22 protein-coding genes and 1 pseudogene are annotated in these 24,625 nt (G+C 54.6%); 11 read left to right on the forward strand and 12 right to left on the reverse strand.

The window, feature by feature from the left end; genetic code table 11:
• Positions 1-80 precede the first annotated feature (80 nt).
• The 3 genes and pseudogenes from OSC37_RS04505 to OSC37_RS04515 form a co-directional block, all read left to right on the forward strand.
• Positions 81-248, forward strand: a pseudogene (locus OSC37_RS04505) (IS5/IS1182 family transposase); the annotation flags it as partial.
• Between the two features lie 446 nt (positions 249-694).
• Positions 695-1,087 carry a hypothetical protein gene (locus OSC37_RS04510; protein WP_267163411.1) on the forward strand — a complete coding sequence of 131 codons (393 nt, stop codon included), beginning with the start codon at positions 695-697 and terminating at the stop codon, positions 1,085-1,087.
• Between the two features lie 197 nt (positions 1,088-1,284).
• Positions 1,285-1,500, forward strand: coding sequence for a hypothetical protein (locus tag OSC37_RS04515; protein ID WP_267163412.1), 216 nt, complete (start codon positions 1,285-1,287; stop codon positions 1,498-1,500).
• Between the two features lie 108 nt (positions 1,501-1,608).
• On the opposite strand, the gene OSC37_RS04520 is transcribed toward OSC37_RS04515, so the two are convergent.
• From OSC37_RS04520 to OSC37_RS04530, 3 genes are all read right to left on the reverse strand, one after another.
• Positions 1,609-4,038, reverse strand: a complete 2,430-nt coding sequence (locus OSC37_RS04520; protein WP_267163413.1) for a PAS domain-containing protein — start codon at positions 4,036-4,038, stop codon at positions 1,609-1,611.
• Positions 4,039-4,185: 147 nt separating this feature from the next.
• A complete protein-coding gene (locus tag OSC37_RS04525) occupies positions 4,186-4,962 on the reverse strand; it encodes a DICT sensory domain-containing protein (protein ID WP_267163414.1) in 777 nt (258 codons plus the stop codon).
• A gap of 84 nt (positions 4,963-5,046) precedes the next feature.
• Positions 5,047-6,810 carry a globin-coupled sensor protein gene (locus OSC37_RS04530; RefSeq protein WP_267163415.1) on the reverse strand — a complete coding sequence of 588 codons (1,764 nt, stop codon included), beginning with the start codon at positions 6,808-6,810 and terminating at the stop codon, positions 5,047-5,049.
• A gap of 183 nt (positions 6,811-6,993) precedes the next feature.
• On the opposite strand from OSC37_RS04530, the gene OSC37_RS04535 reads away from it, so the two are divergent.
• The 7 genes from OSC37_RS04535 (at position 6,994) to OSC37_RS04565 (ending at position 16,884) form a co-directional block, all read left to right on the forward strand.
• Complete coding sequence (locus tag OSC37_RS04535) at positions 6,994-9,231, forward strand: HAMP domain-containing methyl-accepting chemotaxis protein (protein ID WP_267163416.1); 2,238 nt, start codon at positions 6,994-6,996, stop codon at positions 9,229-9,231.
• Positions 9,232-9,235: 4 nt separating this feature from the next.
• Complete coding sequence (locus tag OSC37_RS04540; RefSeq protein WP_267163417.1) at positions 9,236-9,451, forward strand: hypothetical protein; 216 nt, start codon at positions 9,236-9,238, stop codon at positions 9,449-9,451.
• A complete protein-coding gene (locus tag OSC37_RS04545) occupies positions 9,448-11,253 on the forward strand; it encodes a hybrid sensor histidine kinase/response regulator (RefSeq protein ID WP_267163418.1) in 1,806 nt (601 codons plus the stop codon). The genes OSC37_RS04540 and OSC37_RS04545 overlap by 4 nt, the downstream gene beginning before the upstream one ends.
• Positions 11,254-11,349: 96 nt before the next feature.
• Positions 11,350-12,861 carry an ATPase domain-containing protein gene (locus tag OSC37_RS04550; RefSeq protein ID WP_267163419.1) on the forward strand — a complete coding sequence of 504 codons (1,512 nt, stop codon included), beginning with the start codon at positions 11,350-11,352 and terminating at the stop codon, positions 12,859-12,861.
• Positions 12,861-15,086 carry a PAS domain S-box protein gene (locus OSC37_RS04555; protein WP_267163420.1) on the forward strand — a complete coding sequence of 742 codons (2,226 nt, stop codon included), beginning with the start codon at positions 12,861-12,863 and terminating at the stop codon, positions 15,084-15,086. Before OSC37_RS04550 ends, OSC37_RS04555 begins: the two co-directional genes overlap by 1 nt.
• A gap of 178 nt (positions 15,087-15,264) precedes the next feature.
• The gene (locus OSC37_RS04560; RefSeq protein ID WP_267163421.1) at positions 15,265-15,459 is read left to right on the forward strand and encodes a hypothetical protein; all 195 of its coding nucleotides are present in this window, start codon (positions 15,265-15,267) and stop codon (positions 15,457-15,459) included.
• 63 nt (positions 15,460-15,522) lie between these two features.
• A complete protein-coding gene (locus OSC37_RS04565; protein ID WP_267163422.1) occupies positions 15,523-16,884 on the forward strand; it encodes a protein adenylyltransferase SelO in 1,362 nt (453 codons plus the stop codon).
• Positions 16,885-17,021: 137 nt separating this feature from the next.
• Here OSC37_RS04565 and OSC37_RS19115 read toward each other — a convergent pair whose 3' ends face one another.
• The 5 genes from OSC37_RS19115 to sufB all read right to left on the reverse strand — a co-directional run bounded on the left by OSC37_RS19115 (position 17,022) and on the right by sufB (position 20,511).
• On the reverse strand, positions 17,022-17,171 hold the full coding sequence (locus OSC37_RS19115; protein ID WP_438267592.1) for a DUF7563 family protein: 150 nt from the start codon (positions 17,169-17,171) through the stop codon (positions 17,022-17,024).
• Positions 17,172-17,328: 157 nt separating this feature from the next.
• On the reverse strand, positions 17,329-18,192 hold the full coding sequence (locus OSC37_RS04570) for a 2-oxoacid:ferredoxin oxidoreductase subunit beta (protein ID WP_267163423.1): 864 nt from the start codon (positions 18,190-18,192) through the stop codon (positions 17,329-17,331).
• 96 nt (positions 18,193-18,288) lie between these two features.
• Positions 18,289-18,675: a hypothetical protein gene (locus tag OSC37_RS04575; protein ID WP_267164153.1), complete on the reverse strand. Its 387-nt coding sequence runs from the start codon at positions 18,673-18,675 to the stop codon at positions 18,289-18,291.
• A 21-nt stretch (positions 18,676-18,696) separates the two neighbouring features.
• Entirely contained in the window at positions 18,697-19,035 is a 339-nt protein-coding gene (locus OSC37_RS04580) for a 4Fe-4S dicluster domain-containing protein (RefSeq protein WP_267163424.1), read from the reverse strand.
• Positions 19,036-19,080: 45 nt separating this feature from the next.
• Complete coding sequence (gene sufB / locus OSC37_RS04585; RefSeq protein ID WP_267163425.1) at positions 19,081-20,511, reverse strand: Fe-S cluster assembly protein SufB; 1,431 nt, start codon at positions 20,509-20,511, stop codon at positions 19,081-19,083.
• 328 nt (positions 20,512-20,839) lie between these two features.
• Here sufB and OSC37_RS04590 point away from each other — a divergent pair, with 328 nt between their 5' ends.
• Positions 20,840-21,838, forward strand: a complete 999-nt coding sequence (locus tag OSC37_RS04590; protein WP_438267600.1) for a transcription initiation factor IIB — start codon at positions 20,840-20,842, stop codon at positions 21,836-21,838.
• A 173-nt stretch (positions 21,839-22,011) separates the two neighbouring features.
• On the opposite strand, the gene OSC37_RS04595 is transcribed toward OSC37_RS04590, so the two are convergent.
• The 4 genes from OSC37_RS04595 to OSC37_RS04610 all read right to left on the reverse strand — a co-directional run bounded on the left by OSC37_RS04595 (position 22,012) and on the right by OSC37_RS04610 (position 24,281).
• Positions 22,012-22,440, reverse strand: a complete 429-nt coding sequence (locus OSC37_RS04595) for a winged helix-turn-helix transcriptional regulator (RefSeq protein WP_267163427.1) — start codon at positions 22,438-22,440, stop codon at positions 22,012-22,014.
• A 49-nt stretch (positions 22,441-22,489) separates the two neighbouring features.
• Positions 22,490-22,852, reverse strand: coding sequence for a HesB/IscA family protein (locus OSC37_RS04600; RefSeq protein WP_267163428.1), 363 nt, complete (start codon positions 22,850-22,852; stop codon positions 22,490-22,492).
• Between the two features lie 761 nt (positions 22,853-23,613).
• Positions 23,614-23,883, reverse strand: a complete 270-nt coding sequence (locus tag OSC37_RS04605) for a DUF8028 family protein (protein ID WP_267163429.1) — start codon at positions 23,881-23,883, stop codon at positions 23,614-23,616.
• A gap of 83 nt (positions 23,884-23,966) precedes the next feature.
• Entirely contained in the window at positions 23,967-24,281 is a 315-nt protein-coding gene (locus tag OSC37_RS04610) for an Ig-like domain-containing protein (protein ID WP_267163430.1), read from the reverse strand.
• Between the last annotated feature and the right edge of the window lie 344 nt (positions 24,282-24,625).

Consider the following 24,625-nt stretch of genomic DNA (forward strand, 5'->3'; position numbering starts at 1 on the left):
TATTACGTAGTACTCGTAGCCCCCTTCCTTGGCGCCAACGAGTTTCTCGAAGAGCTCGACGTGTTCCTCCGGCGGAGACCATCCGCGAGAAAGATTACACACAGCGATGGATGGCAGAAACGTCCTACTCGACAGTCAAGCGAACGCAGGATTCCGCCCTGCGTTCGCGGTTCTGGTACCGCCAGTTCCGCGAAATCGCACTCCTGTTCGCGCTCAACACCCTCAAGAAACTCGCCAAAACGCTATAATCCGGTTCACGTCTGGCATTTTCAATAGAGCTAGCGTGTCATACAATCGTTCACAACTGCTCAGTAGCGATGTGGACTGACCGCTGAAGAAACCACCAGATAAAAATGGTATTTAAATTGGTATGCAACATACAGAGGATGAAGTCAGCACAGTGGCTTCGCTTATTTCGCGTCAAATCGGATGAGCGACCCGTTCGTTGAACGTGCTAACTGACCACTGAGTTTCCTGTCAGTCCAGATGATGTTCGGAGTTGCGTGCTTGATACAGGACACGAATATTACCCTCACTACATCCCATATCGCGGGTATCGTATCGCTCAATACGGGGTCTGATTGTTCCCGTAAAAAAGTTTAGGTGTTATCGCAATCGCTTGAATTGATTCAAATAGGGCGTATATCTAATGGTGAGGGAGAGGACTAAGTGGCCGTCTACGCAATCATTCAGTATGGCAAGCCGTGGATGGAAAATACCGTTCCCAAATCCACTTCTTCTATTTTGGTTCGTAATATTTGCACCGATTTTCCTAATAATAGTCCTTGTGAGGAGAGAAAAGAGTGTAAAGAAAGTACTCAAGCGAATCGGTATCGCTTATTTTGTATTTGTGAGAAAAGTATTTGGCTGGGCGGTGATGTTTAATATAATAATTGGAACAGCTTTTGTGATGCTTGCGCTGTTAGGTCATATTGTTGGAGGAGTTGAAAGTTTTTCCACATACTCTTTCTGGATTGAGCTATTTGCGATTGCTGGGGTTGTGATTATAGGTGTAGCCGTTAGCAGGTGGACAGTATTGAACAGAAAGAAGATTGTAGGTCCGTCCCTCGTATATAGTGGAGAGTAGAATCTGATTATGTGGTGTTGTTATAATTGCTTGGGCTCTTGCCTAACTTGGCGAAACAACGATCTGCCTACTAATATTGTCACAGGCTACCGCGCAAGATATAGAGCGCAGAACGTGTATTCACCATTCGTCCCTCCTCTCGCTTGCAGAACAGCTGACAGCTACTATTAATACAGTTGAGGGAAATATGTCATCTTATGACGCTTGAACGCTACTACTTCGTCGCTGATCGGGCAAACCCGAAGCACGATAGCGCAATTCTCCACGCCGAGCGGAACTGTCATTACATCGATTCGCAGTCCGAAGACCGACTGGCAGTAGTGAGTGCCGACGGGGCAGAGCTTCGTGAGAGCGGTCTCTTTCTACAGTGTCTCAACTGCACAGACGGTGAAGACGGCGTGACCCCTGAGTGACCGTAGCGATTCCTCATCATTGGCTGGCTTCTTGTGCTGAATATGCGCGTCCTATTCAGCGGCGTCGAATTCTTCCACTTAGTTTTGTCACAAACCGACTTCTGCATATCAGCCGATCAGGTGCTGAAACAGCGTCTGTTGTGCGTTTCGGAGATGATAGGAGAACGTTGATTGAGTGAGTGAAAGAGTATCTGCGATCTCAGTCGCAGTACTCCGTCGCGGTGATTCGAAATACCCACCGTAGATTGCAGCCCGGAGAATCTGCTGTTGTCGCTCAGTGAGTTCCTCGTCAAAGACTTCGCTCATCAGTTGACCAGCATGTTGGGCCTCAGGTTCCGAGGACCGCTCGTAGTTTCGTTTTGCGACCAGCGTCGTTTCGGGAAACGAATCGGTGAGTCGATTCACTAGCGACTCGATGTCGTGGCCCAGCGGAATCTCACAGACAACTGTTGCTTGACCATTAGTTACTGTGTCTGTTTTCACGACTGCACCCATTGTGACGAGGGTCTGTGCGAGTGATCGCTGGTGTAGTTCAATCTCGACATCGCCACCAGGTGGGTTCTCTGTTTGGCGGATCTGCCGCATGGTCACGGTATGATCCATGCTCTCCACGAGTTCGTTGAGCGAACCCAGTGACGCTCCCTCTACCGACGCGTAGTGGACAAGCGTCTCGTCTGTCGTCCGAATCGTATCCCTAATATCGATAGTACAGCCAAGTGCCTCTGAGACAGACACAATAAACGACTCCGAGGCGGTGCTCTGGAACGTGAGTTCGACCACTTCGTTCCCATGGATGAGGCTGTCTGCCTCGAGACTGTGAAAGACCTGCCCAATCCTGTCACCCAGCGTTTGCAAGAGTGTCTGTTCGCGGTCACCGAATGCTTCTGACCGGTCTGTGTAGACCACGAGTAGACCGTATGTGCGGTCTCGATACGTGATCGGAACAATAGCACCACCTTGGTGTCCCCAGTCAAGTGTGTCTTCGCGCCACGACGCGAACTGCGGGTCAGTCTGCCTGCTAGTCACGGCCTGTACGTTGCCCGATTCGATTGCGGCGCGTGTCGGCTCGATTTCCGCCGCCGCGTGTCTCGGAAGCTCAGTTCCTGGGTCGCACGAGACAGTGCTTGGCTGGTGTTCGATATACGATTCGGTCAGATCTGCCCCCGGTATATGCTCGCTAATCCGTGCGTACTGGAACTCCGGCGTATCGACCAGTGACCCACAGAGGGTCTGCTCGGCTTCCCGACGGTCTGTCGCACAGTTGAGTCTCTCATTGACCGCTTGAAACACGTCGGTCAGTCGTTCAGTCCGCTTGAATGCGGTAATGTCTTCCAGCGCAACGACGATTTGCTCGATTGATCCGTCACCACTCTTGATCGGGGCCACGTTACTCGATAGCCACCGCTCTGTGCCGTCCGGGAGCGTGATACCGTGGGTGAACCCCTGCACAGAGTCCCCGGTTGTGAGCACCTGTGTGACTGGATGGTCCTCTCGTGGAATGGAGTCGCCCGATTCGTCCCAGATATCCCAGTCGGGAGCATCGTAGGCCATGCCATCCATGCGACTTCTGGACAACCCCAGCAACGCTTCTGCGCGGCCGTTCGCGCGAGTGATGGTTCCGTCCGTCTCCAGCAGGACGATTCCGAGCGGCACTGTTTCAAGAATACGCTCAATATCTTGTTCGACTACTTTCGAGTCGGTAATGTCGGTGAATGCGATGAGAATGCTGTCACCATTCGGATAGATTCTGGCTTCGAGCCACCGTTCCGCCTGCGTATAATACCCGTCTGTCGACGTCGGCGACTGTGTCTCGAGTGCTCTTTCGACTTTGGTCTGGAAGACGGTGTCAGTTGCCCCTGGGTATACGTCCCAGATGTACTCCCCGCGCAGTTCGTCGCTCTCGCGCTCTAAAATCTCCTCAGCCTGTGGATTGACGTACGTGTAGCAGAGGCCGCTATCGAGTGCGACGATGCCGTCAGAAACACGCTTCAGACTGTCGAGTTCCCGCTGATCGACCGCGTCTGTGATAACCGAACCGAGCATCTCGACCAGTTCTCGCTCGGGGTCGAACCACGCTGTATCCGTGTCGGATCCGTCGCTCGTGTCGACGACTGTCATCGATACTGGCGTCCCGGTACGTGTAGACGCCTCCGCTGTCAGGGGGACCGAAGTCTGGCGAAAATCGTCAGTTTCGATTCTGTCGTCCCCCACTCGAATCTTGGCTTCAGTGGTCTCTGGCTGTGAAAACCACTGTGGGAGTTCCGTGACGAACGTGTGGAGACTCTCCTCGGGTGAATCGGAGATACCGACGAAGAGGTCACTCGCTCGGGCGACTGCGTCGAGTGCGTTCGTGCGTGCGTTGCGTTCTCTTTCGAGTTCGCTCTCTTCGGTATCACCGTTCTTGTCCGTACCAGCGCTGTCTGCTGTGGGCCCGTCCGCATCGAAGATGTCGCTCCAGGCAACAGAATCAGTGTCGCCAAATCCACGACGTGACTGGCTTTCGTCGTTCTCTGTCGCGTGCTGATTCTGATCTGGCATGATGGGTAATAATCATATGTCCAACTATAAATAACAATCTGTAAAAATCAAATTATGATAATGGCGAGTGGGGTACAGATAACACGCAAAAATGTAGTCGATAGACAAAAATAATTGTTCCATTCAGAATTGCAGCGCTAGCTTGAGCTACTTCTCACAATTCACGTCGCCGATAGACGGCGTACACATCTGGGTCAGATAGTCGAGGACGTGATCGACGAACTCTGGATCGTATGTCCAGACGCCATAAAAGAAGTCCTCATCGCGTTCTTGGGCGAGTAAAGCACTCTTCTGGGCGTCGGTGCCACCGCCGTCGAAGACGACGAACCACGTCTCAGCGATTTCGTCGGTCTGGATTGGGTGGATATGGCCGGGGCCAAAATCCGGTGGCTCGGTGTCCGGGACACCGTAGGCGTGTACATCGATGCCTCGGCGAGCGAGGTCCGTGTAGACCCGACGCTGATCTGCCATGACCGAACACTGCTGGAATCCAGCGTGAATCGACCCATTCCCCATCCGGCGCGCCCGGTCCTCGATCTCGCGGGAGACGTAGAGCAACTGCTCGGAATCGTACGACGTGAACGTGGTTTCTTTGAGCGGGCCGAGGATACCCTCGTATTCTTTGTCGGCAATGCCAAGGTCGCCGGGTCCCCTCGGGACAGTTTCGAGTAAAGCTCTCAGTGTCGGGACATCGAGGACTCCAAGTACTTCTGCTGTGTTGCTGAGAACTGCGATGTCTTCGGGGGCACCCGTAGCTGTTCGGCTCTCGGTGATTCGCACGTTCTGTGTCTCGAAGTAGGCCTCGAGGTCTGCCCGCAGCGAGTTGGTCTGGCTAACGTTGAACAGGCGGAGTTCCTTCTCGTTGTACCTGATGAACTCGATGCACTCCCGAATATCCATCATATCCTCCGAGTAGGTAGGCATTCAGGAAATCACCGTTCTGAAGAGTTTGGTATTTGTATATTTTTTGTCAGCAGTGTGGATGTATTCTGTCTCGCCATGTGTCCGTCACTGCAGGTCTGTCGGGTCAAGATTGCCGTTGGCTACCTCTCGAAGTTGCTTCTCCGAGAGCATGTCGACGACGAACTCCGGGATGTTGTCAGGAAGGTCCGCCTCCGAAACCGCACCATCGTCGTCGTCAGCCCGGGCAACAGTGTCCTGGCCACCGTCTGTCGCCGAACGCCCCCCGGACAGACGCGTTACTGACCCTTCCACTTCCGAGACCATCGCCGCCTGTTCCTGGTTCGCGGCAGCCAGACTCTCGATTTCATCTGCGACACGGTCAGTCCGGTCGACTACCTCGTCGACCATCGACGCGATTTCTTCGGCTGCTGCGGCCTGGTCGTCGGTTGCCTCCGCAACTTCGCTGATTCCGTTCGCTGTTTCGGTAATAGCCTCGACGATTTCGGTCAAGCTATGCATCGCGTCCTGGACCCGATCGATACCTTGATCGACCTGGTCGGTCGTCTCATCGAGATTCGCTGCTGTCTCTTCGGTATCGGTCTGGATATCATCGACCATCGTCTCGATATCACTGGCGTGTGTCTGTGACTCCTCGGCGAGTGACTTGATTTCCTCCGCCACGACGGCAAATCCTTCGCCCGCTTCGCCGGCCCGTACGGCCTCGATGGAGGCGTTCAACGCCAGCATATTCGTCTGGTCGGCAATATCATCGATTGCGTCGACGAACGCATCGATCTGTCCGACACGCTCCTGTAATGAGGAGACGTCGTCAGCGACATCGGTGACAGATTCTCCAATATCGTCCATGACTCCCGCGGCAGTATCGGCGGCTTCTTTCCCGTCTTCTGCGAGGGTTTCGGCCCGTTCGCTCGCATTCTCGACCTGGTCAGCCGTCGAGGCAACTTCCTCGACGGTCGCCGAGAGATTCGCAACTTCGGAGGAGATCTCCTCGACCCGGTCGGACTGTTCGGTCGCTGCATCGCTGATTGCAGTGGCACTCTCGGCGACATCTTCGGCACTAGTCTGGAGGTCACTCACCGGTTGTTTCACGTCCTCCTCGACGTCGGCCATCAGTTGCTCGTTGCGCCCGATTTCGTCTTCGAGTTGCTGACTGTAAGAGTGAATGTACGTGTCGGTGACGACCTGCATGTCGAGATCGATAATCCGAAGAATCGAGAGAATGTCCTGTACGGCGTCGTCGACTTCCTCCTCGATTGCCGTCTCGATTGTGGGGCGCGACAGGCCGGTGTCGGGACCACTTGCTTCGGTTTCCTCGACAGACGCCGGTTTGGTTCCACCGTCTGTGACGGCGTCGGTCAGTCGGTCAGTGAGCGACGAGACGAGGCGGTCGCCCACCAGCGGAAGAATGAGGTCGTAGTAGACGCCGTACTGGCCGAGGTAGTGTTTCATCGGCATATCCAGAATATCGTGGAGTTTGCCGATGCGGGCTCGGTCGCGGAAGTACTCCGTGCCGTACTCGCCTTCCGCAAGCGTCACGAGATACGCCGACTGCGTCCGCTTGAGTGCCTCGATGTTCTTCGGCGACCGGCCGATGATTTCGACTGTCTCCTCGTGGTCTGTAATGTTCTCGTAGAAGTCGTCTGCCACCTGCTCGGCGTTGTCTTCGAAGGCATCTTGGTATTTCTGCAGGCGCCGGACGTCATCGTCAGTGAACCCGACGAAGTCTTTTCGCCACTGAATTTCGGACCGGTCCAGCCCGATCTCAGTGACTAGCGAGTCTGCATCTAGCTGATCGTTCAGACCGCCCTGTCCAAAGTCATCCCGGCCATATTTCTCCGAGTTCGACATGCTTACGTAGAGTGTAGATTCAGGTATAGTTCCACTATCTAGATACCAGTAATCCCATCAGATATCATACATGAAACGGACGAACGAATACGTCCAAACGAGACGGTTCTCGCTTCTTCCCCTTGATACTCATGCCGTTATCTAGAGCGTGTTGTTATCTTGGTTGTCCAGAGAGAATGATACATGCTGGAGAGTCTCACGCTTGACAGGTTCGACCTGCGACCAAAACTGATTCTGGCGTTCGTGCTCGTGGCGTTGCTCGTCGCCGTGACGGGGTTCGTCGGGTACACGAGCGTCAGTAACGTCGACAACCAACTCGAATCCGTCGTCAACGACGACGTCGCCGAGGCAGACGCAGCGATGGAGATGAAGTACGATCTCGAATCGGAGCGGCTAGCACTGCACGAAGTCCTGACCGGCGAGATGGAGGCAGCCGAAGAGTTCCGGGCCTCTCAGGCAGACTTCGAGGAACGGTACACGACGCTGGCAGAGCGTGACGACCTCACAGAAGACCAACAGCAATTGCTGTCGGAAATGACAGCCGAACATGAAGAGGCGAAATCGACAGGTGAAGAGGTCATTACGGCGATGGAAGCGGGCGACGAAGAGCGTGCAAACCAGAAGATGGACGAACTCGACAGCGTCTACACTGAACTCGAAGAGGACACCACGGCCTTCGAGGAGGATGCCGACGCGAAAATGGAAGCCTCGGTTGCGTCGGCGGCTACGACGACGAACAATAGCCACATGATGATTATCGGTCTGACCATCGCAGCTTTCGTCGCGGCCATCGTCATCGGTCTCTTCGTCGCCGGCCGCATCACCACCCCAATCAAACAGCTCTCGGCGGCCTCCCAGGCCATGAGTGAGGGCGATCTCAGCGCCGAAGTCGACGACCACCTCGAAGACGACGAACTTGGTCGGATGAGCGATTCGTTCCAGCAAATGCAGGCCAACCTCCGCAGTGTGTTCGACGAAATCGACACTTTCAGTAGCAATCTCGCAACCGGCGACGACGCCCTTCAGACCCGCGACCGCCGGACCGACTTTCCCGGCACTTACGGCGACATCATGACCAATCTCGACAACGGTGCCACCGAAATGGTCGGCGGCTTCGAAGAGATCCGCACCGCCAGTCAGAACCTCAAAGACGGCAACCTCGAGAAGGACATCGACACCGACCGCCCGGGCAACTACGGTGAGATCCTCATCGCGTTCGACGACGGCATGCGGGCGCTCTCGGGGAGCTTTGGCGAAATCGCCACTGCGAGTGAGGACCTGAAAAACGGACACCTCGACCAGAACATCGACACTAACTATCCGGGACGGTTTGGCTCTGTGCTGAGTGACCTGGAGGACGGGGTCAGCCAACTGAACGAGAGCGTCGAACAGGTCCAGTCGATTGCGGACGATGTCGCAGCGTCAAGCGAAGACGTAGCGAGCAGTTCCGAGGAGATTGAACAGGCCAGCGAGCAGGTCGCCGAATCTGTCGAGGAAATTTCCCACGGTGCGGATACCCAGAGTGAGAATCTGCAGGAGGTAGCCGGCGAGATGAACGAGATGTCCGCCACCGTCGAAGAGATTGCCTCCTCGGCGGAGGAGGTCACAGCGACTGCCAGCACGGCCGTCGAGCGCGGCGAAACGGGCCGGGAGTACGCGTCGGATGCAACTGAGGAGATTCAGGCAATCGAATCACAGGCCGACGAGGCAGCTGAACAGGTCCAGACGCTCGATGAGAAGATGGACCAGATCGGGGAGGTGGTCGAAATGATTACCGACATCGCCGAGCAGACGAACATGCTGGCGTTGAACGCCTCCATCGAGGCCGCCCGTGCCGGCGAAGCCGGCGAAGGATTCGGCGTCGTCGCAAACGAGATCAAGTCCCTGGCAGAGGAGGCAGCACAGGCGACGGGCGAGATCGAACAGCGTATCGAGGAAGTCCAGGCAACGACAGCCGACACCGTCGACGGGATGCAACAAATGAGCGAGCGGGTGCAGCGTGGATCCGAGACGATCGAGGATGCTATCGAGATGTTCGATGAGATCGCCGACGCGGTCCAGGAAGCCGAGAGCGGCATTCAGGAGATAGGCGATGCAACTGATGACCAAGCAGCCTCCTCAGAGGAGGTCGTGGCAATGGTCGACGAGGTGTCGAGTGTCAGCCAGCAGACCGCTGCCGAAGCAAGCAACGTTTCAGCCGCCACCGAGGAACAGACAGCCTCGCTTTCTGAGGCCTCAGAGAATATCCAGCAACTCTCCGGGCTCGCCGAGGAACTCCACGATCAGGTGTCGGATTTCGACACCGGATCAGGAGCCGGTGCGGCAATCGATGCGACCACGGGGTCGCCGACGACAGCCGACGGGGGGCACCCCGTACTTGATACTGAGGGTCGGAGGCCAAGTCGCGGTGGAGAGAAGTGAGAATATGGGTTCACGCATAGGGAGAGACGGTACTGCGTCGGCGTCGAATACGTCACCGATGCCGTCAGCAGTTAAAGGAGAGGTGAGTTCAATCTCGGGTTCGCCCCCTCACGTCGAGGAGGTGCGCGATACCCGGAGCGAGACCACGAGAGGTATCGATTCTCTGGCAGACAGACACGTCGTCTGGATAGACTCGGAAACAATCCCGGGTGACCCATGAGTGAGACAAACGTCCTAACTGAGACCGGAGCACCGATAGAGGTCCTCCACGTTGATGACGAACCCGATTTCGCTACTCTCACCGTCACGTTCCTCGAACGAGAGGACGACCGGTTCGTTGTCGAGACAGCAACCACCGCTGACGATGGGTTAGCGAAAATAGACGTTTGCCAACCCGACTGTATCATCTCGGATTACAATATGCCCGGGATGAACGGGCTCGATTTCTTCGAGACTGTTCGAGAGAGGTATCCCGACCTCCCGTTTATTCTCTTCACTGGCAAGGGTAGCGAGGCCGTCGCAAGTGACGCTATCTCTGCTGGCGTCACCGACTATCTCCAGAAGCAATCTGGGCCTGAACAGTACGAACTGCTGGCCAACCGAATCCGCAATGCGGTTCGAGCGCGACGCGAGGCACAGCGGGCCGAAAGGCAGGAACAACTGATGCGGCTGACTGAGTTCGCCGGTGACACCGGCGGGTGGGAACTGGATAGAGAGAGCGGAACTGTCCTGCTGACGGCTGGTGCCCGGCGAATTGTCGGGCGCCCTGAACAGACCGAAATCTCCCTCGAAGAAGCGATATGCCTGTTCCACCCGGATGACCGCGAGGACATCCAGCAGACACTCACTAGAGTCTTCGAAACCGGCGAGGAACTGCAAGATACGTGGCGACTTCAGCCAGGGGACGGCGAGGAGCGACTCATCGATATGACGATCACTCCAGTTGTACAATCCGGGGGAGAGGTGACGAAACTCCGCGGTTCTGGTCACGATATCACCGACCGCAAGGAGCGGCAGCAGGAACTCGAAACGTACGAGACGATTATCCAGGCGTTGACCGACGCGGTGTACGTACTCGACGAGGAAGGGCAGTTCACCTACGTTAACGACAAACTTGTCGAGTTGGTTGGGTACGACAGGGAAACAATTCTCGGCAGTCCGCCGTCACTCATCAAGGATGAGGCTGCCGTCGAACGGGCAGAACACCACTTGGGACGGTTGCTGTCGAGTGATGGCCCCGAAACCGCCACGTTCGAGGTTACACTGCAGGCGCGTGACGGTAATCCAATCACATGTGACGACCACATGGGCGTCCTTCCCTACGAAGGGGACCAGTTCGACGGGTCAGTCGGAACACTTCGGGATATCACAGAGCGCAAAGAGCGTGTGCGGGAACTCGAGCGACAAAACGCTCGTCTCGAAGAGTTTGCAAGCATCGTCAGCCACGACCTCCAAAACCCGCTCACGACTGCCCAGAGTCGCCTCGAACTGGCACAGGCCGATTGTGGCTCCCTTCACCTTGATAACGTAAGTAACGCAATTGACCGGTGTCAGGCACTTGTCGAGGATCTGTTGACACTCGCCCGAAGCGGGGACGCGGTCGGAACGAGGGAACCGGTCGCCCTGTCGGAACTGGCACAGGAGTGTTGGCAGACGACGCCGAGCGCAGACGCAACGCTCGCTGTCGAAACCGACCTGACGATATCGGCTGACCGGAGCCGACTTCAGCAGTTACTCGAGAACCTCCTGAGAAATGCCGTCAAGCATGGCGGCCGCGAGGTGACGGTGACGGTCGACGAGAGAGTTGACGGGTTCTACGTCGCGGACGACGGAACAGGAATCCCCGATAAAAAGCATGACGAACTTTTCCAGGCTGGCTACTCAACCGCTGACGATGGCACGGGGTTCGGCCTCGCAATCGTCAAAGAAATTGCGGAGGCACACGGTTGGGAAATCCGTGTGGTAAACAGCGAGATGGGTGGCGCCCGCTTCGAGATTATCGGTGTGGACACAACCCACTGACTGAAGATGTCTTTCAGCTACCTCTTCCCACTGTCTCCCGTTATCTAGATACCCGGCTTATGTTCATCCGGCCCTATTATAAGAACATGATCTGCCATGCCTGACGGACCACTTGACACGCAGATAGAGGAAATCGATCTGGTCCCCTCAGGGATTCCCGAGTTGGACGACCTGCTCAACGGGGGGTACATCCGCGGCCGGACGTATCTCGTCCAGGGCGTCTCGGGAACCGGGAAGTCTCTTCTCGGGCAGCACTTCCTTGAGGCGGGACTCAATGACGACGAGACAGTTGTGTACATTCACGGCGAAGAGTCGAGACACGACATTCTTGTCAACGCAGCACTGCTCGGTATCGACATTCGGGATGCGGAGTTTTTAGACATCGGGCCCGGAACGGACTTTTTCGCAGAGGACAAATCATACAATCTAGTCGACACGACAGAAGTCGAATCCGAGCGATTTACCGCAGATATCAAGCAGGTCATCGAGAACGTCGACCCAGACCGAGTTCTTATCGACCCGATAACGCAGCTTCAGTATATCGAACGTGACGAGTACCAGTACCGCAAGCGATTGCAGTCACTCATTCGCTTCCTCCGTAAGCGGGAGGTGACGACAGTCGCAACTCGAACAGTCAGCACGAGCAGCGCCACCTCGACGACGTACGATGATTTCGATTCGCTCAGTGACGGTGTCGTCACCCTGTCTCTCGACGAGGGAGAACGCCGAATCGCGGTCCCAAAACACCGCGGACTCGGACAGAAAGACGGGAGCCACGGACTCGAAATCCGAGTGGGTGGTGTCGAAGTCTATCCACAGATCATTCCAGAACACGACGACCGAACGTTCGACCCGGAACTTATTTCGACCGGGTACGATGCTCTCGACGACCTCCTTGGTGGTGGAATCGAACGCGGCACCGTCTCGTTTATCAGTGGCCCAACTGGAATCGGGAAATCGACGACGGGTGCACAGATACTGTCCGGTGTCGTCGAAAACGGCGGTACGGCGCTGGGATACGTATTCGAGGAATCGATCGACCAGTTCATCCACCGCTCGGAGACCCTCGGCCTGCCGATGTCGGAGATGCAAGAAAGCGGATCGATTCGGCTCACAGAAACCGAACCGCTCGTGCGTTCGGCCGAGGAGTTTGGTCAACATGTTCTCGACCAGGCTGAGGACTACGAGCCGGACGCTATCTTCATCGACGGACTCTCGGGGTACAAGATTTCTCTACAGGGCGACAATCAACGGCTCGTTCGTCGCCTCCACGGCCTCACTCGCGTGCTCAAGAACCGCGGCATTGCGGTCATAATTACGGACGAAGCCGATCGTCTCACCGGCATCCCAAAGGCCACCAGTACAGACACGAGCTATATCGCGGATAACATCGTGTTTCTGTCCTACGTGGAAGTCGACGGCGAGTTAGACCGAGCCATTGGCGTCGTGAAAAAGCGACTCGGCGACTTCGATAATCGGTTCCACCAGTTCTCTATCAAACCAGGTGAGGGTCTGGTCATCGAGGAGCCGTTCGATCACGTGCGAGGGATTATGCAAGGGGCGCCAACACCTCGCAGCCAGGACAAGTCCCGGAGCACCGATCAGTGATGAGCGGTCAGTCAACCCTCGAGAGAGCTGAACAGCACACAATACAGCTTCTGGTCCACGGAGAAAGTGACCGTGTTGCTCTCGGGGACCTTCTTGACGAACGGTACGACATTCTTGACGATGAAGCAGTCCAACCTGTCGATTGCTACCTCGTCAGCGACCGGACGTTTCCCGTGTACTGCGACGAGTTGCAGGAACTGAAAGAAGAGGGGCATCCGACCTTCACGCCGGTGCTGTTAGTTCAACAGGAGGAGTCGAACGGAACTGTCCCGCTTCCGTCTGAACAGAACGACGACGGTCCACCACTCATCGATGAAGTGGTGTCCGCACCTGTCGATCGGGTAACACTGGTACGGCGGGTGGAGAATCTGCTGGCCCGCCGAGAGCAATCCCTGGAGCTATCCCAACGCTACGAGGATGCCAAAACCCGATTTCAGAAACTTTTCAACTCGACTAACGATGCGATTTTTGTCGTCGGGCCAACCGGCCAAGAGATTACCGAGTGTAATCCGGCAGCCGCAGACCTCCTGGGGTACACACGCGATGAACTTCTCTCGGTAGCTCCAACTCAAACGATTCACGCAGATGAGCGAGCACGGTTTCAGTCCTTCCTCGGCGCTGTCCAAGAGACCGGGACAGGTTCGGCGGACGACCTCAGATGTCAGACAAAAGACGGCGAAACACGGCGGTTAGATGTGTCTGCTGCCACGCTTGAGGAGTCCGATGGTTCGCCCATAATTGTCTCCGCGCGGGACGTGACCGAACGCAAAGCGTACGAACGGGAACTCGAACTGAAATCCAGGGCGATGGACGAGGCACCCATCGGAATCACCATTACCGACCACGAGCAGGAGGATAATCCGATGGTGTACGTAAACGATGGATTTGCGGAAGTGACTGGCTATCCTGCTGAGGAAGCACTCGGGCGGAACTGTCGATTCCTTCAGGGCGAAGCGACCCGTGAGGAACCAGTTACTCGGATGCGAGAGGCTGTCAACGCGGCCGAACCCGTGTCCGTGGAACTTCGAAACTACCGCAAAGATGGCAGCCAGTTCTGGAACCGTGTCAGTATTGCTCCCGTGAGAGACGACACCGGAACCGTGACGAACTATATCGGCTTCCAGCAGGACGTTACCGAGCGCAAAGAGCGCGAACAGACATTGCAACTGTTCAGGAAAGCCGTCGAGAATGCGGGACAGTCGGTCTTCATCACCGACAGAGAAGGTACTATCGAGTACGTAAACCCGGTGTTCGAACAGCGGACCGGCTACACGCGTGAGGAAGCTGTTGGCCAGACGCCCCGCATCCTCAAATCCGGGAAACACGACGACGAGTTCTACGAACAGCTGTGGGAGACACTCCTCGCAGGCAAGCAGTGGGATGGCCACCTCATCAACCAGCGCAAGAACGGAGAGCTGTACCACGTCGACGAAACAGTTTCACCGATAACAAACGGGGGAGACGAAATCACACATTTTGTCGCAATCAAAGCCGACGTGACGAACCGTCGGCTGCGCGAACAGCAACTCGAAGTTCTCAACCGCCTATTGCGTCATAACCTACGGAACGGAACAAACGTTATCCAGGGACGTGCGACAGTTCTTCAAGACCTGCTGGACGACGAGGAACTCCAGACCAACGTGACGGAGATCGAACACCGAGCAGATGCATTAGCAACGCTCGGTGACAAGGCCAACACTGTGCGTTCCCTGTTCGAAAGCGACCCACAGACCGAGACACCCTACGACGTGACAGAACTACTGACAGAGGTCGTGGCCAAATTTTCCGAAGCAAATCCCACGGCGTCAGTTACGCTGGGTGAGGTTGAGGCTGTCTCAGTCCGGGCAGATAGCCGGCTGGAGATGGCGATGACAGAGCTACTGGACAACGCCATCGTTCACAACGAGTCAGCCGTGCCGGAGGTGACAGTCTCTGTCAGGCCAGCGAGCGAAAAGGGAGCAAAAGACTGGGCCGAAATCGAGATAACAGATAACGGACCAGGGATCCCGGACCACGAGCAGGAAACAATCGAACGCGGTGAGGAAACGTCGCTCCAGCACGGAACTGGGCTCGGTCTGTGGATTGTCTACTGGACTGTGTCACTCTTCGGCGGAGAAATCTCTATCCAAGACAACGAACCGCGTGGAACACGTGTTACATTAATGGTCCCGAGAGCGTCCGAAAAAGGTGGAGACGAAAGAAGTGACACTCGTCACCAAGACTAGACGAAAAATTCGCGCCGATGTAAGCCGACTGACGGATTACAAGGCGCGAGTCTTGCACGATTGACTAGCCCGATAGACGTAGGTGTGATCGGTTGGGACAGGCCACACACGTACTACGACGAGTGGGGATATCTCTGGAATCCATCAGAAAGCCAGTGAAACATGCAGAGGACAGAGGATGGATGCAGCAGTGGACGAGCAGATATCCGGTCACCTCCCACCAGTTAACGACCAGGTCTTACTGAAGTGCAAGGAAAAAGCCTCGCCCTTCAGCGCGGGGAGGATGTCATTCAGTGATGGATTGTTCATAAAGTTTCAGGGGAGCCTCCGATACAGAGAGCATGCAGCACACGCCAAGAGACAAGATTATTAAAACAGATAACATAACACCATATTAAACTAAATGCCATTTTCATTTAATACTAATTACAAAAATTTGGACTCGACCCTTTATTCAAGAGTGACGCCAAAAAGTGTTGCTAATCCCGATATTTTGCTTCTGAATGACGAGCTATGTGCTGATCTTGGATTGGATACAGCGGAGCTCAATGCCACAATTTTAGCAGGCCAGGACCTCCTGGAAGAACCAATTGCCCAAGCATATGCAGGCCACCAGTATGGAAGTTTTACTGTCCTGGGTGATGGGAGAGCGGTGATACTCGGCGAACATGTGCAGGATGGTACTAGATACGATATTCAGCTGAAAGGGTCTGGTCGAACTCCGTACTCCAGAAGAGGCGATGGCAACGCAACTGTTAGCTCGATGCTCCGAGAGTATCTGTATTCATACGCGATTCAGAATTTAAACATTAAGACATCGAGAAGTCTGGCAGTCGTCGAAACTGACGAAGCAGTCAAACGACGACGGACGGAATCTGGAGCCATTCTTGTCCGAGTGATGAACAGCCACATTCGATACGGGACCTTCCAGTATGTTGCAAACAAAGCATCCGACGAACTACAGCGGTTCACCGACTATGTTATCGACAGGCACTACCCGCAGCTACATACAAAGGATCGCACATACCTAGCGTTCTTCGATGCGGTCATGCAGTCGTCGATTGAGATGGTTGTTGACTGGCTGCGTGTCGGATTCATACATGGTGTGATGAATACGGACAACATGAGTATCGATGGTGAAACATTTGATTACGGACCCTGTGCCTTCATGAACTTTTATGACGAGCAGACGGTTTTCAGCTCAATCGATAAGCACGGGCGATATGCATTCGGAAACCAGCGACCCATCTTGCGGTGGAATCTTGAACGGTTCGCAGAGGCACTCCAACCGCTGTGTACGCAATCAGCGCTCACGTATGATGAACTCGAAGGCAAACTAAACGAATTTGAGGATCGGTTTGATGCGCAATACGACACAATGATGCGGAAGAAACTGGGGATCAGCTCAGATGGTGAGCAAGAACTTGTCGATGAATTCATCGAGTGGCTTCGCAAATCGAATGCAGACTATACGAATACGTTCCTCGAGTTAGAGATGCCTGGGACGTTTGATTCCCCAGTGTTTGCAACTGCAGAATTCGAACAGTTACGGAATAAATTGGCTGCTGTCGGCCTAGATGAGGAGTTGATGCAGGAAGCCAATCCGCGGTATATCCCGCGCAACTACTTGGTTGAGGAGGCACTGGATACGTATCTCGAAACGGGTGATCTATCCAAATTCAAGGGGCTATTGACCGTGTTGGAAAACCCCTATACATCGAAGGATATGGGTTCACAATTCCAGCAACCACCGCCACGAGAATTCGATTCAGAGTATACAACGTACTGTAATACTTGATCGGATAGTACCGAAACGCTCCTGCGTAGAGGATTGTTGGTGAGATCATAGCGCAGTCTTGAGCGGAATCGTACTTTTGTCGGGTGGCGCGTACGTACCACCCTTGCCCGCTACGACTTCCGGCTACTGCTGGGAACTCACTTCTTGTTGCTCCGTTCACGAGTTGTTTCACCGATACCTGCATTCGCTGAACAGGCAGGACACGCGTACACGACGCCTGTCTTGTCACCGAAGACTCGTATAAATCGGTCTGAAACGTGCTCTCCACAGGTATTACATTCTGGCATGTTACTGATGCGTGTAGTCTGTCACTCCGGATCTGGGAGTGTCAGTATCTACACGATTCATACCAAGCGCGACGCTGGCCAGAGCATCTCCGCATCCACTGCAACTTGACGTGGCAGCGAGCAAACGACGAACTGACATATCAGAATCTCTCATCGTTCAGTAGAACTCACGGACGAGGTCCATTGCATCGTCGGGGGCGCTGTCAGGAATGTCGGCCATGTTCTCGGTAAGTCCTTCCCGTTGTTCCCAGGGGATGGAACTCTCGTCCTGATAAAGAATACCCTGATACTCGTTGTCTGCGTCAGAGATGGCTTCTTTGGCATCGTTGTGGTCGGTTGGGTCGTGGTCACTTTCTTTCAGGTCGACAATAGAGTCCCTGAAGTAATCGTATGTGTCCACGTCGTTGAACGTGACACACGGCGAGTAGACGTTGACGAAACCAAAACCGTCGTGTTCGACTGCCTGCTGGACGATTTCGGTGTGACGCTGTGAGTCCGACGAAAATGACTGTGCAATGAACGTCCCGCCAGCTGCCAGCGCGAGCGCCAATGGGTTGACCGGTGGCTGCTTGGGACCATCCGGCGTCGTCGACGTTTCGAAATCCTCACGCGATGTCGGTGAGGCCTGCCCCTTCGTCAGCCCGTAGATTCGGTTATCCATGACGATGTAGCTCATATCGACGTTGCGACGGACAGCATGGATGAAGTGGCCAGCACCAATCGAATAGCCGTCGCCGTCACCACCGGCGACCATGACCTCCAGTGTTGGGTTGGCCAGCTTCGTCCCGATACCGACGGGAAGTGCCCGGCCGTGGACGCCGTGGAGCGCGTAGCTGTGCATGTAGGTGCCGATTTTTCCCGAGCACCCGATACCGGCGACGACGAATGTATTATCCGGGTCGTTACCGGTGTTCGCCAGGGCCTTCATCATGCCATTCATCGTCCCGAAATCACCGCAGCCAGGACACCAGGTGGGCTGTTTGTCGGACTTGAAGTCGGTGAATCTGCTGTCTGAGCTCATTTTGTTAGGTTGTCTGTGTTGTGATTTTGAGGGACGGTTTCTCTGCTGTGTTGCTCCGCACTACTGGTCGCGGGTTGTGTAAACACTGTTTTGCTGTCATTTTGATTGTTTGTGCAGGCCTGTCTCTACACGTTCGATTCCTGCGTCGACGAGTTCAGACCTCACTGCCGGCGGGAGTTTTTCGAGCGTCTCATCGACTTTTAGGTCGACTGATACACCGTCGACCCGCAATGCCACTAACTTTCCGCGATTCCCCTTTCCGGCAACCTCAAATTCGAACGGACGATTTTGTTCGTCAAGTCCATAGACCCAGACTTTCGAGAGGCCGTTTGCACTCTCCCAGTGAGTACTGTTGAGGACGTTGAGGCTCCCCGCAGGGGGAACGCACGGAGAACCACATGCCGGACACTGTCCTGGGTGTGGCGAGGCGCCAACGTACTCGTAGTCTATTCCACACCGGTAACACTGTAATGTCAGGATCATGATCAGCACTCGCTACCGAGTTCAAAGCCTCCCCGCTCGTCCTGGGTCAACGTCGATAGCGTCGACAGGACAGACATCGACACAGAGCATACAGTCGATGCACTGGTCCTCGTAGGTTGGGTCGGCCTTGATCTCGGACTCGGGGTGGCCTGGGGTATCCGTCCACTCGAACACGTCGACGGGGCAGTCCTCCAGACAGGCCCCGTCCGCGATACAGATGTCGAAATCCACTGCGACATGGGTCCCGTGGATGCCCTGTTTTTCTTCCGTAGGTTCCTTGCCATCTGTCGTCCATACTTGATGGTCCTCGTGCCGGTCGACTTCCTCGTATGTCTTCTCGAAATTTGAGTCGATAGCCATTAGGATATCCTCTGATTCTTTTTTATGAGTCAGCCGACCCGGTCACTACCCGAGCGAGCCCTCCATCTCGAGTTCGATAAGTCGGTTCATCTCGACCGCGTACTCAATCGGTAGTTCCTCCGTGAGCGGTTCGATGAAGCCAGCGACAATCATCTGTTTGGCGTCGTCGTCGTCCAGTCCCCGCGACTGGAGGTAGAACACGTCCTCGTCGCCGATTTTGCCGACTGTCGCCTCGTGTGCGACATCTACTTGCGACTCCTGGATTTCCATATACGGCATCGTATCCGACGTACTCTCGTTGTCGAACATCAGCGCGTCACACTCGACTGAGGTTGACGACCCCTCAGCCCCATCTGCGATATGAACGAGGCCGCGGTAGTTCGTGCGGCCGCCGTCCTTGCTGACGGATTTGGATTCGATAGTCGACTTGGTGTTTGGCGCGTTATGATACACTTTCGCGCCAGTGTCGATGTTCTGGCCCTCGCCGGCGAAGGCGATGGTAATGTGGTTGTCAGTCGCACCGGGGCCCTTGAGGATTGTTGAGGGGTACAACATCGTCGCCTTCGACCCCATGCTTCCGGACACCCACTCCATTGTGGCATCTTTCTCGGCGATGGCGCGTTTGGTGTTGAGATTGTAGGTATTCTTCGACCAGTTCTGGACCGTCGAGTACTGGACGTGAGCGTTCTCCTTGACAAACACTTCGACGCCACCGCTGTGCAAATTAAACGCTGAGTATTTCGGGGCCGAACACCCCTCGATATAGTGAACTTCAGCGTTCTCCTCGGCGACGATGAGCGTGTGCTCGAACTGGCCCATGCCTTCGGAGTTCATCCGGAAGTACGCCTGGACGGGCATGTCGACGGTTGTGTCCTCTGGTACATAGACAAACGAGCCACCGGACCAGATTGCGCCGTGGAGCGCCGCAAATTTGTTGTCACTGGGTGGGACAGCCTTGGTCATGAAGTACTCCTTGAGGATGTCTTCATGCTCCTGGACGGCCTTATCCATATCACAGAAGATGACGCCTTTTTCTTCCCACTGTTCTTGCATGTTCTGGTAGACGATCTCGGACTCGTACTGGGCTCCAACTCCGGAGAGGGCGTTCTTTTCGGCTTCTGGAATACCCAGTTTGTCGAACGTGTCCTGGATCTCTTCGGGGAGGTCTTCCCAGTTCTCGGCGCCGCCACGGGCATCGATGTCCGGCCGGATGTACGGGACAATTTCGTCGATGTCAACCTCCGAGAGGTCGGGCTGGCCGGGCCAGTCCGTGGGCATCGGCATCTCTTGGAACAGGTCGAGTGCCCGGAGGCGGCGCTCCAGCATCCACTCGGGCTCGTCTTTGTCTTCGGAGATGATACGAATCGTCTCCTCGGTTAATCCCTTTTCTGTCTCGAAGGCCGAATTCTCCTCTTTCTTAAACTCGAAGCGTGCTTCGGTATCGGTTTCCTGAATGTTATCCTGTTCCGAACTCATAAAATTGTGTTATCACCCTGGACATATAAGTTTAATCTATAACTATTTTTTAATTGTATCTGGGCGAATATCCTCTAAAACTCCCATCTTAAAAATGCAAATCAAAAATATATCTTTTGTATATAAAAACTTAGTATCGGCCAGATTTAAAGGAACCGTATGGTACAACCGTCTCCTGATTGCCAACTCTCGGAGCAATTAAATAATCAAACTCCGCTCAGAGTCGGTACACCCAGTTCTTCGGTTATTTTCTGGCGTAGCCGAGACTGGGATATCCGCTTGTTCCACCAGCAACGACACTGTTGCTCTGTTCCCGGGGGCGTTGAACGTGACTGAGTCATCTATAACCTCACGAGTTCGCTCAAAAAGCCCTTCTGAGGAACACGGCAAAATGAGCGAAGAGGAACGGGATACACAATCGGGCAAGACATGTCCCGAGTGTACTGGAACCATAGTCTACAACGAGGCGCGGGCTGAGACCCACTGCCGAGACTGTGGTCGCATCGTCGAATCAGACCGCTTAGACTACGGTCCTGAGTGGCGTGCATTTGATTCGCGTGAAAAGAAACAGAAGTCGCGGGTCGGGGCGCCACAAACCGAGCGATTACACGATCGTGGCTTGTCGACAGTTATTGATTGGCGAGACGAGGACGCGTATGGGCGGTCGCTCTCATCTCGACAGCGAAAGAAAATCCGACGTCTTCGGGAATGGAATGAGCGGTTCCGGACGAAGAATCCTCAAGAGCGAAATCTAAAGCATGCACTGGGGGAAATCACCCGGATGGGTTCCGCGCTGGGATGCCCCAGTCCGATCAGAGAAACAACGAGTGTGTTGTACCGGCAGGCACTCGAAAAGGACCTACTCAGAGGGCGCTCAATTGAAGGTATGGCAACGGCAGCCCTCTACGCCGGATCGCGTCTGGAGAATGTACCCCGGACACTGGACGAAGTTGCTGCGGTAAGTCGCGTCGATAAACCGGAGATAGAGCGTGCCTATCGCTATCTGGCTGATGAGTTGGAGTTAGCAATGGACCCACCGGATCCTGAATCGTACGTCGGTCGGTTCGCTTCCCAGCTAGGGTGTCCTAATGAAACAGAGCGTCGAAGTCGAGAGCTGATTCAGGCTGCGGTTGAAAACGGTGTTCACAATGGGCGAAATCCCGTCGGGATAGCCGCAGCAGCGCTGTATTCAGCTGCCAAACTCACACAACAGGACATTATCCAGGACGAACTTGCAGAGATTGCTAACGTGAGCAAGGCCACGATTGGAAATCGATATCCTGAAATTCTCGAAGCAGCCGATGAAGTGCCGACTGATACTGATTAGTGCGGTAATTTTCAGACCTGATGCGGTGAATCGTCGTTTCACGGTCCGATACAGGAGAGAAGCGAAAGCCTAGCGGTAACGACTCGCAATAATCACTTTGAGTGATAAAATTCAACCGCAAAACAGCTCTCTGTTGTTCGTCACGTGGGAACGAAAGCCCCATTCGAGAGGATTTACTCGAGTCGTTCCTGAAGAACAGCCGGGCAGGCCGTAGTCACTCCCGAAATTGAGAGGATTTGATTGCTGACAATCTCATTCAATTCAGTGCTCCCTGTCGCCTCAAGCTCGGCCATCAACATGTGATCACCAGTCGCGGTATATAATGCAGTGAGCGAGTCGAGATTCCTAAGTTCAGTTATTGCCTCAACATATTGGTCACTCTCGATGTCAATTCCCACCATCGCAATGCTCTGGTGACTGACTTTTTTTGGGTCGATTTCGACAGTATAACCCACAATTGCACCTTCTTCCTCAAGTTTCTCGATGTACTTCCGGGCAGTCGGTCGCGCGACACCAGCCTGGTCAGCAATCTCTCCGAGGGAAGATTTTGGATTCTCTTTGAGGATAGAGAGAAGACGATGCTCAAGTTCTTCAGCGTCCATTTTGTGTACTGTTAATTCGGGGCGGTAATTATCTTGCTGGTGATTTCATTCAGGTACGGAACGATTCGCCACAACCACACTCCGAGACGACGTTGGGGTTCTCAATATCAAAGCCCGCTGCTTGGAGGCCTGTTTCATACTCAACGACACTGCCCTCAATATAACCAATACTCGCGGGGTCGACAAACACTCGGAGACTATGGTGTTCGTAGACGGTATCGTCCTCCTCTGGACTGTCATCGAAACGCATACCGTATGAAAGGCCTGCACAGCCACCTTGCTGGACAAACAGCCGAAGCCCTGCAGTGTCGGTGTCCAGGTTCTCCTCCTCTAAGAGGGCAAGAGCCTTTTCAGAGGCAGTTTCTGAAACTTTGATTTCCGGTGGCTCATTCTCTTCGGCTGTCGTACTCATATACTGACTTGATTGGGCCAGGGTATTAACCATGACGCTCAAGATACTGACGCTGGCTATGGCCTGAAATCGTTGAGGGACACAAAGACCGAGGAGGATGTGAACCGCCTCGGGGTCTAATGACGTCGAGGTAATCTGAAAACTATATTATATCGATTTTAATGAAGAGCGCGATTTAGGGAAGGTTTGAAGCGAAAGCCTCGCACTTCAGCGCTGTCTCTTACCCATAAGTTCACCGAGCCCCGAACAGACGTTTCAGCCGCTGTCGGGCCCGATTTGTACTTGGAAAATCGCGGTGAGGAGCGATTCGGGCAGTGGTACCACTGGTAGGCGATTACTGAATGCGGGTAAACGAGGTCGGCAAAATCGTTCCATAAGGAGATTATCTCTGTCGGTATCGGGATTTTCAGTCGGATTCATCGAACTCGACAGCGACTCGATTTGTGGGTAAGAGACAGCCCTCTATCTTGCACGGCAGTTCTGGTGATCTACTGATAGGTAAATCTGTGAGAACCTACGACAACAGACATTCCTTATGTACAAAGATTCCCCCGACTCAAACAAATTATTACATAAGGCTGCGATGCACCACGCTGACCACACACCACGTTTCTGGAGTGTCCGCTGTTGGGTGACACTCCGTCTACCAAGTGTAACGCGCTATTACCGAGTTATTCGATCAACTGTTCTCGGTCAGTCCAAGCTATGTATGTATCACTGGGTAGAACAAGGTGGAGATTCTCGGAGTGTCTGCGAGAGTCTCAGTTGTAGTGGCTGTGGCCGACAACAAGCGCAGCCACGTGCAGGATGACAAGAGCAAGAAACGCCACAACCTCGTCGGGCGTCTCCAGGCCGCCCACGAGTAGCGGGAGGTAGAGAAACGGCATCGAAACGGCCATCCAGAAGCTGACCGTCCGTACCGGGGACAACACTGACTCCGGGGTGAGGTCATCAAGCAGTTGGTCACGAGTCTGCTCGGGTGTCTCGCGGGAACTGTGGGTGGATGCGTTCTGTTCGGAGGGCTGAGACATGGGATCACCCTGGTGCGGTCGTGGTGGTAATACACGGCTGAGAGACGAGGCGCAAGACCGTTCGACGCCATCGTCGTAGCGGCTCATCGGTACAGTCCTTCTGTTGCGGAGACAGTTCCGTTGCCAACCTCGATCAACGCCGTTCGTTCAGGTGTCTCGTCGATCTCACAGAGTGTGGTCTGCTGTCGGCGGCCGTCGAGTTCGACCTGCACCTCGTACTCGCCGGCCGGCAATTGGCCGAGTTCACTCACTATCTTGCCCGGAGTGAGGTAATACCGGTTGGCAAAGACGAGACCCCGGCTGTCGCGGACCTCGATAGTTAGATCGTACGCCTGGTTTAGGTCGAAGTTTCTGATGTGGATTTCCTCGCTTCGCCGGGCAACCAAGCGATCCGTCACTGCGCTCTCTCCCGGGGTAGACCGGTGATCTGATTCGCCACCGGAGTTGTACTGATCTTCTCTCACCATCGTTATTTAGGATAACACGGGCCTCTTGCCTGATTCCCCATGCTAGTAATTGATATCTATAGGGCAAGCCCGTCTAGTTATTTAGATAGTCCCAGCCAGAATCGTTGATGAGTGCTACACAATGCCCCTCCGGCTGTTCTCAAGAGAGAGCTCGACGGTTCGGCAGTCTTTCTGAAATGGGTCACTCCGCCATCTCAGTGGAACCTACCAGTTGTGGGTCCGACAGACGCTGGCGAACTATCCGACTCTGTAAGCTCATTGAAACGCTCTGTTAA

Source organism: Halovenus salina (genome assembly GCF_026410925.1).
GTDB lineage: Archaea > Halobacteriota > Halobacteria > Halobacteriales > Haloarculaceae > Halovenus > Halovenus salina.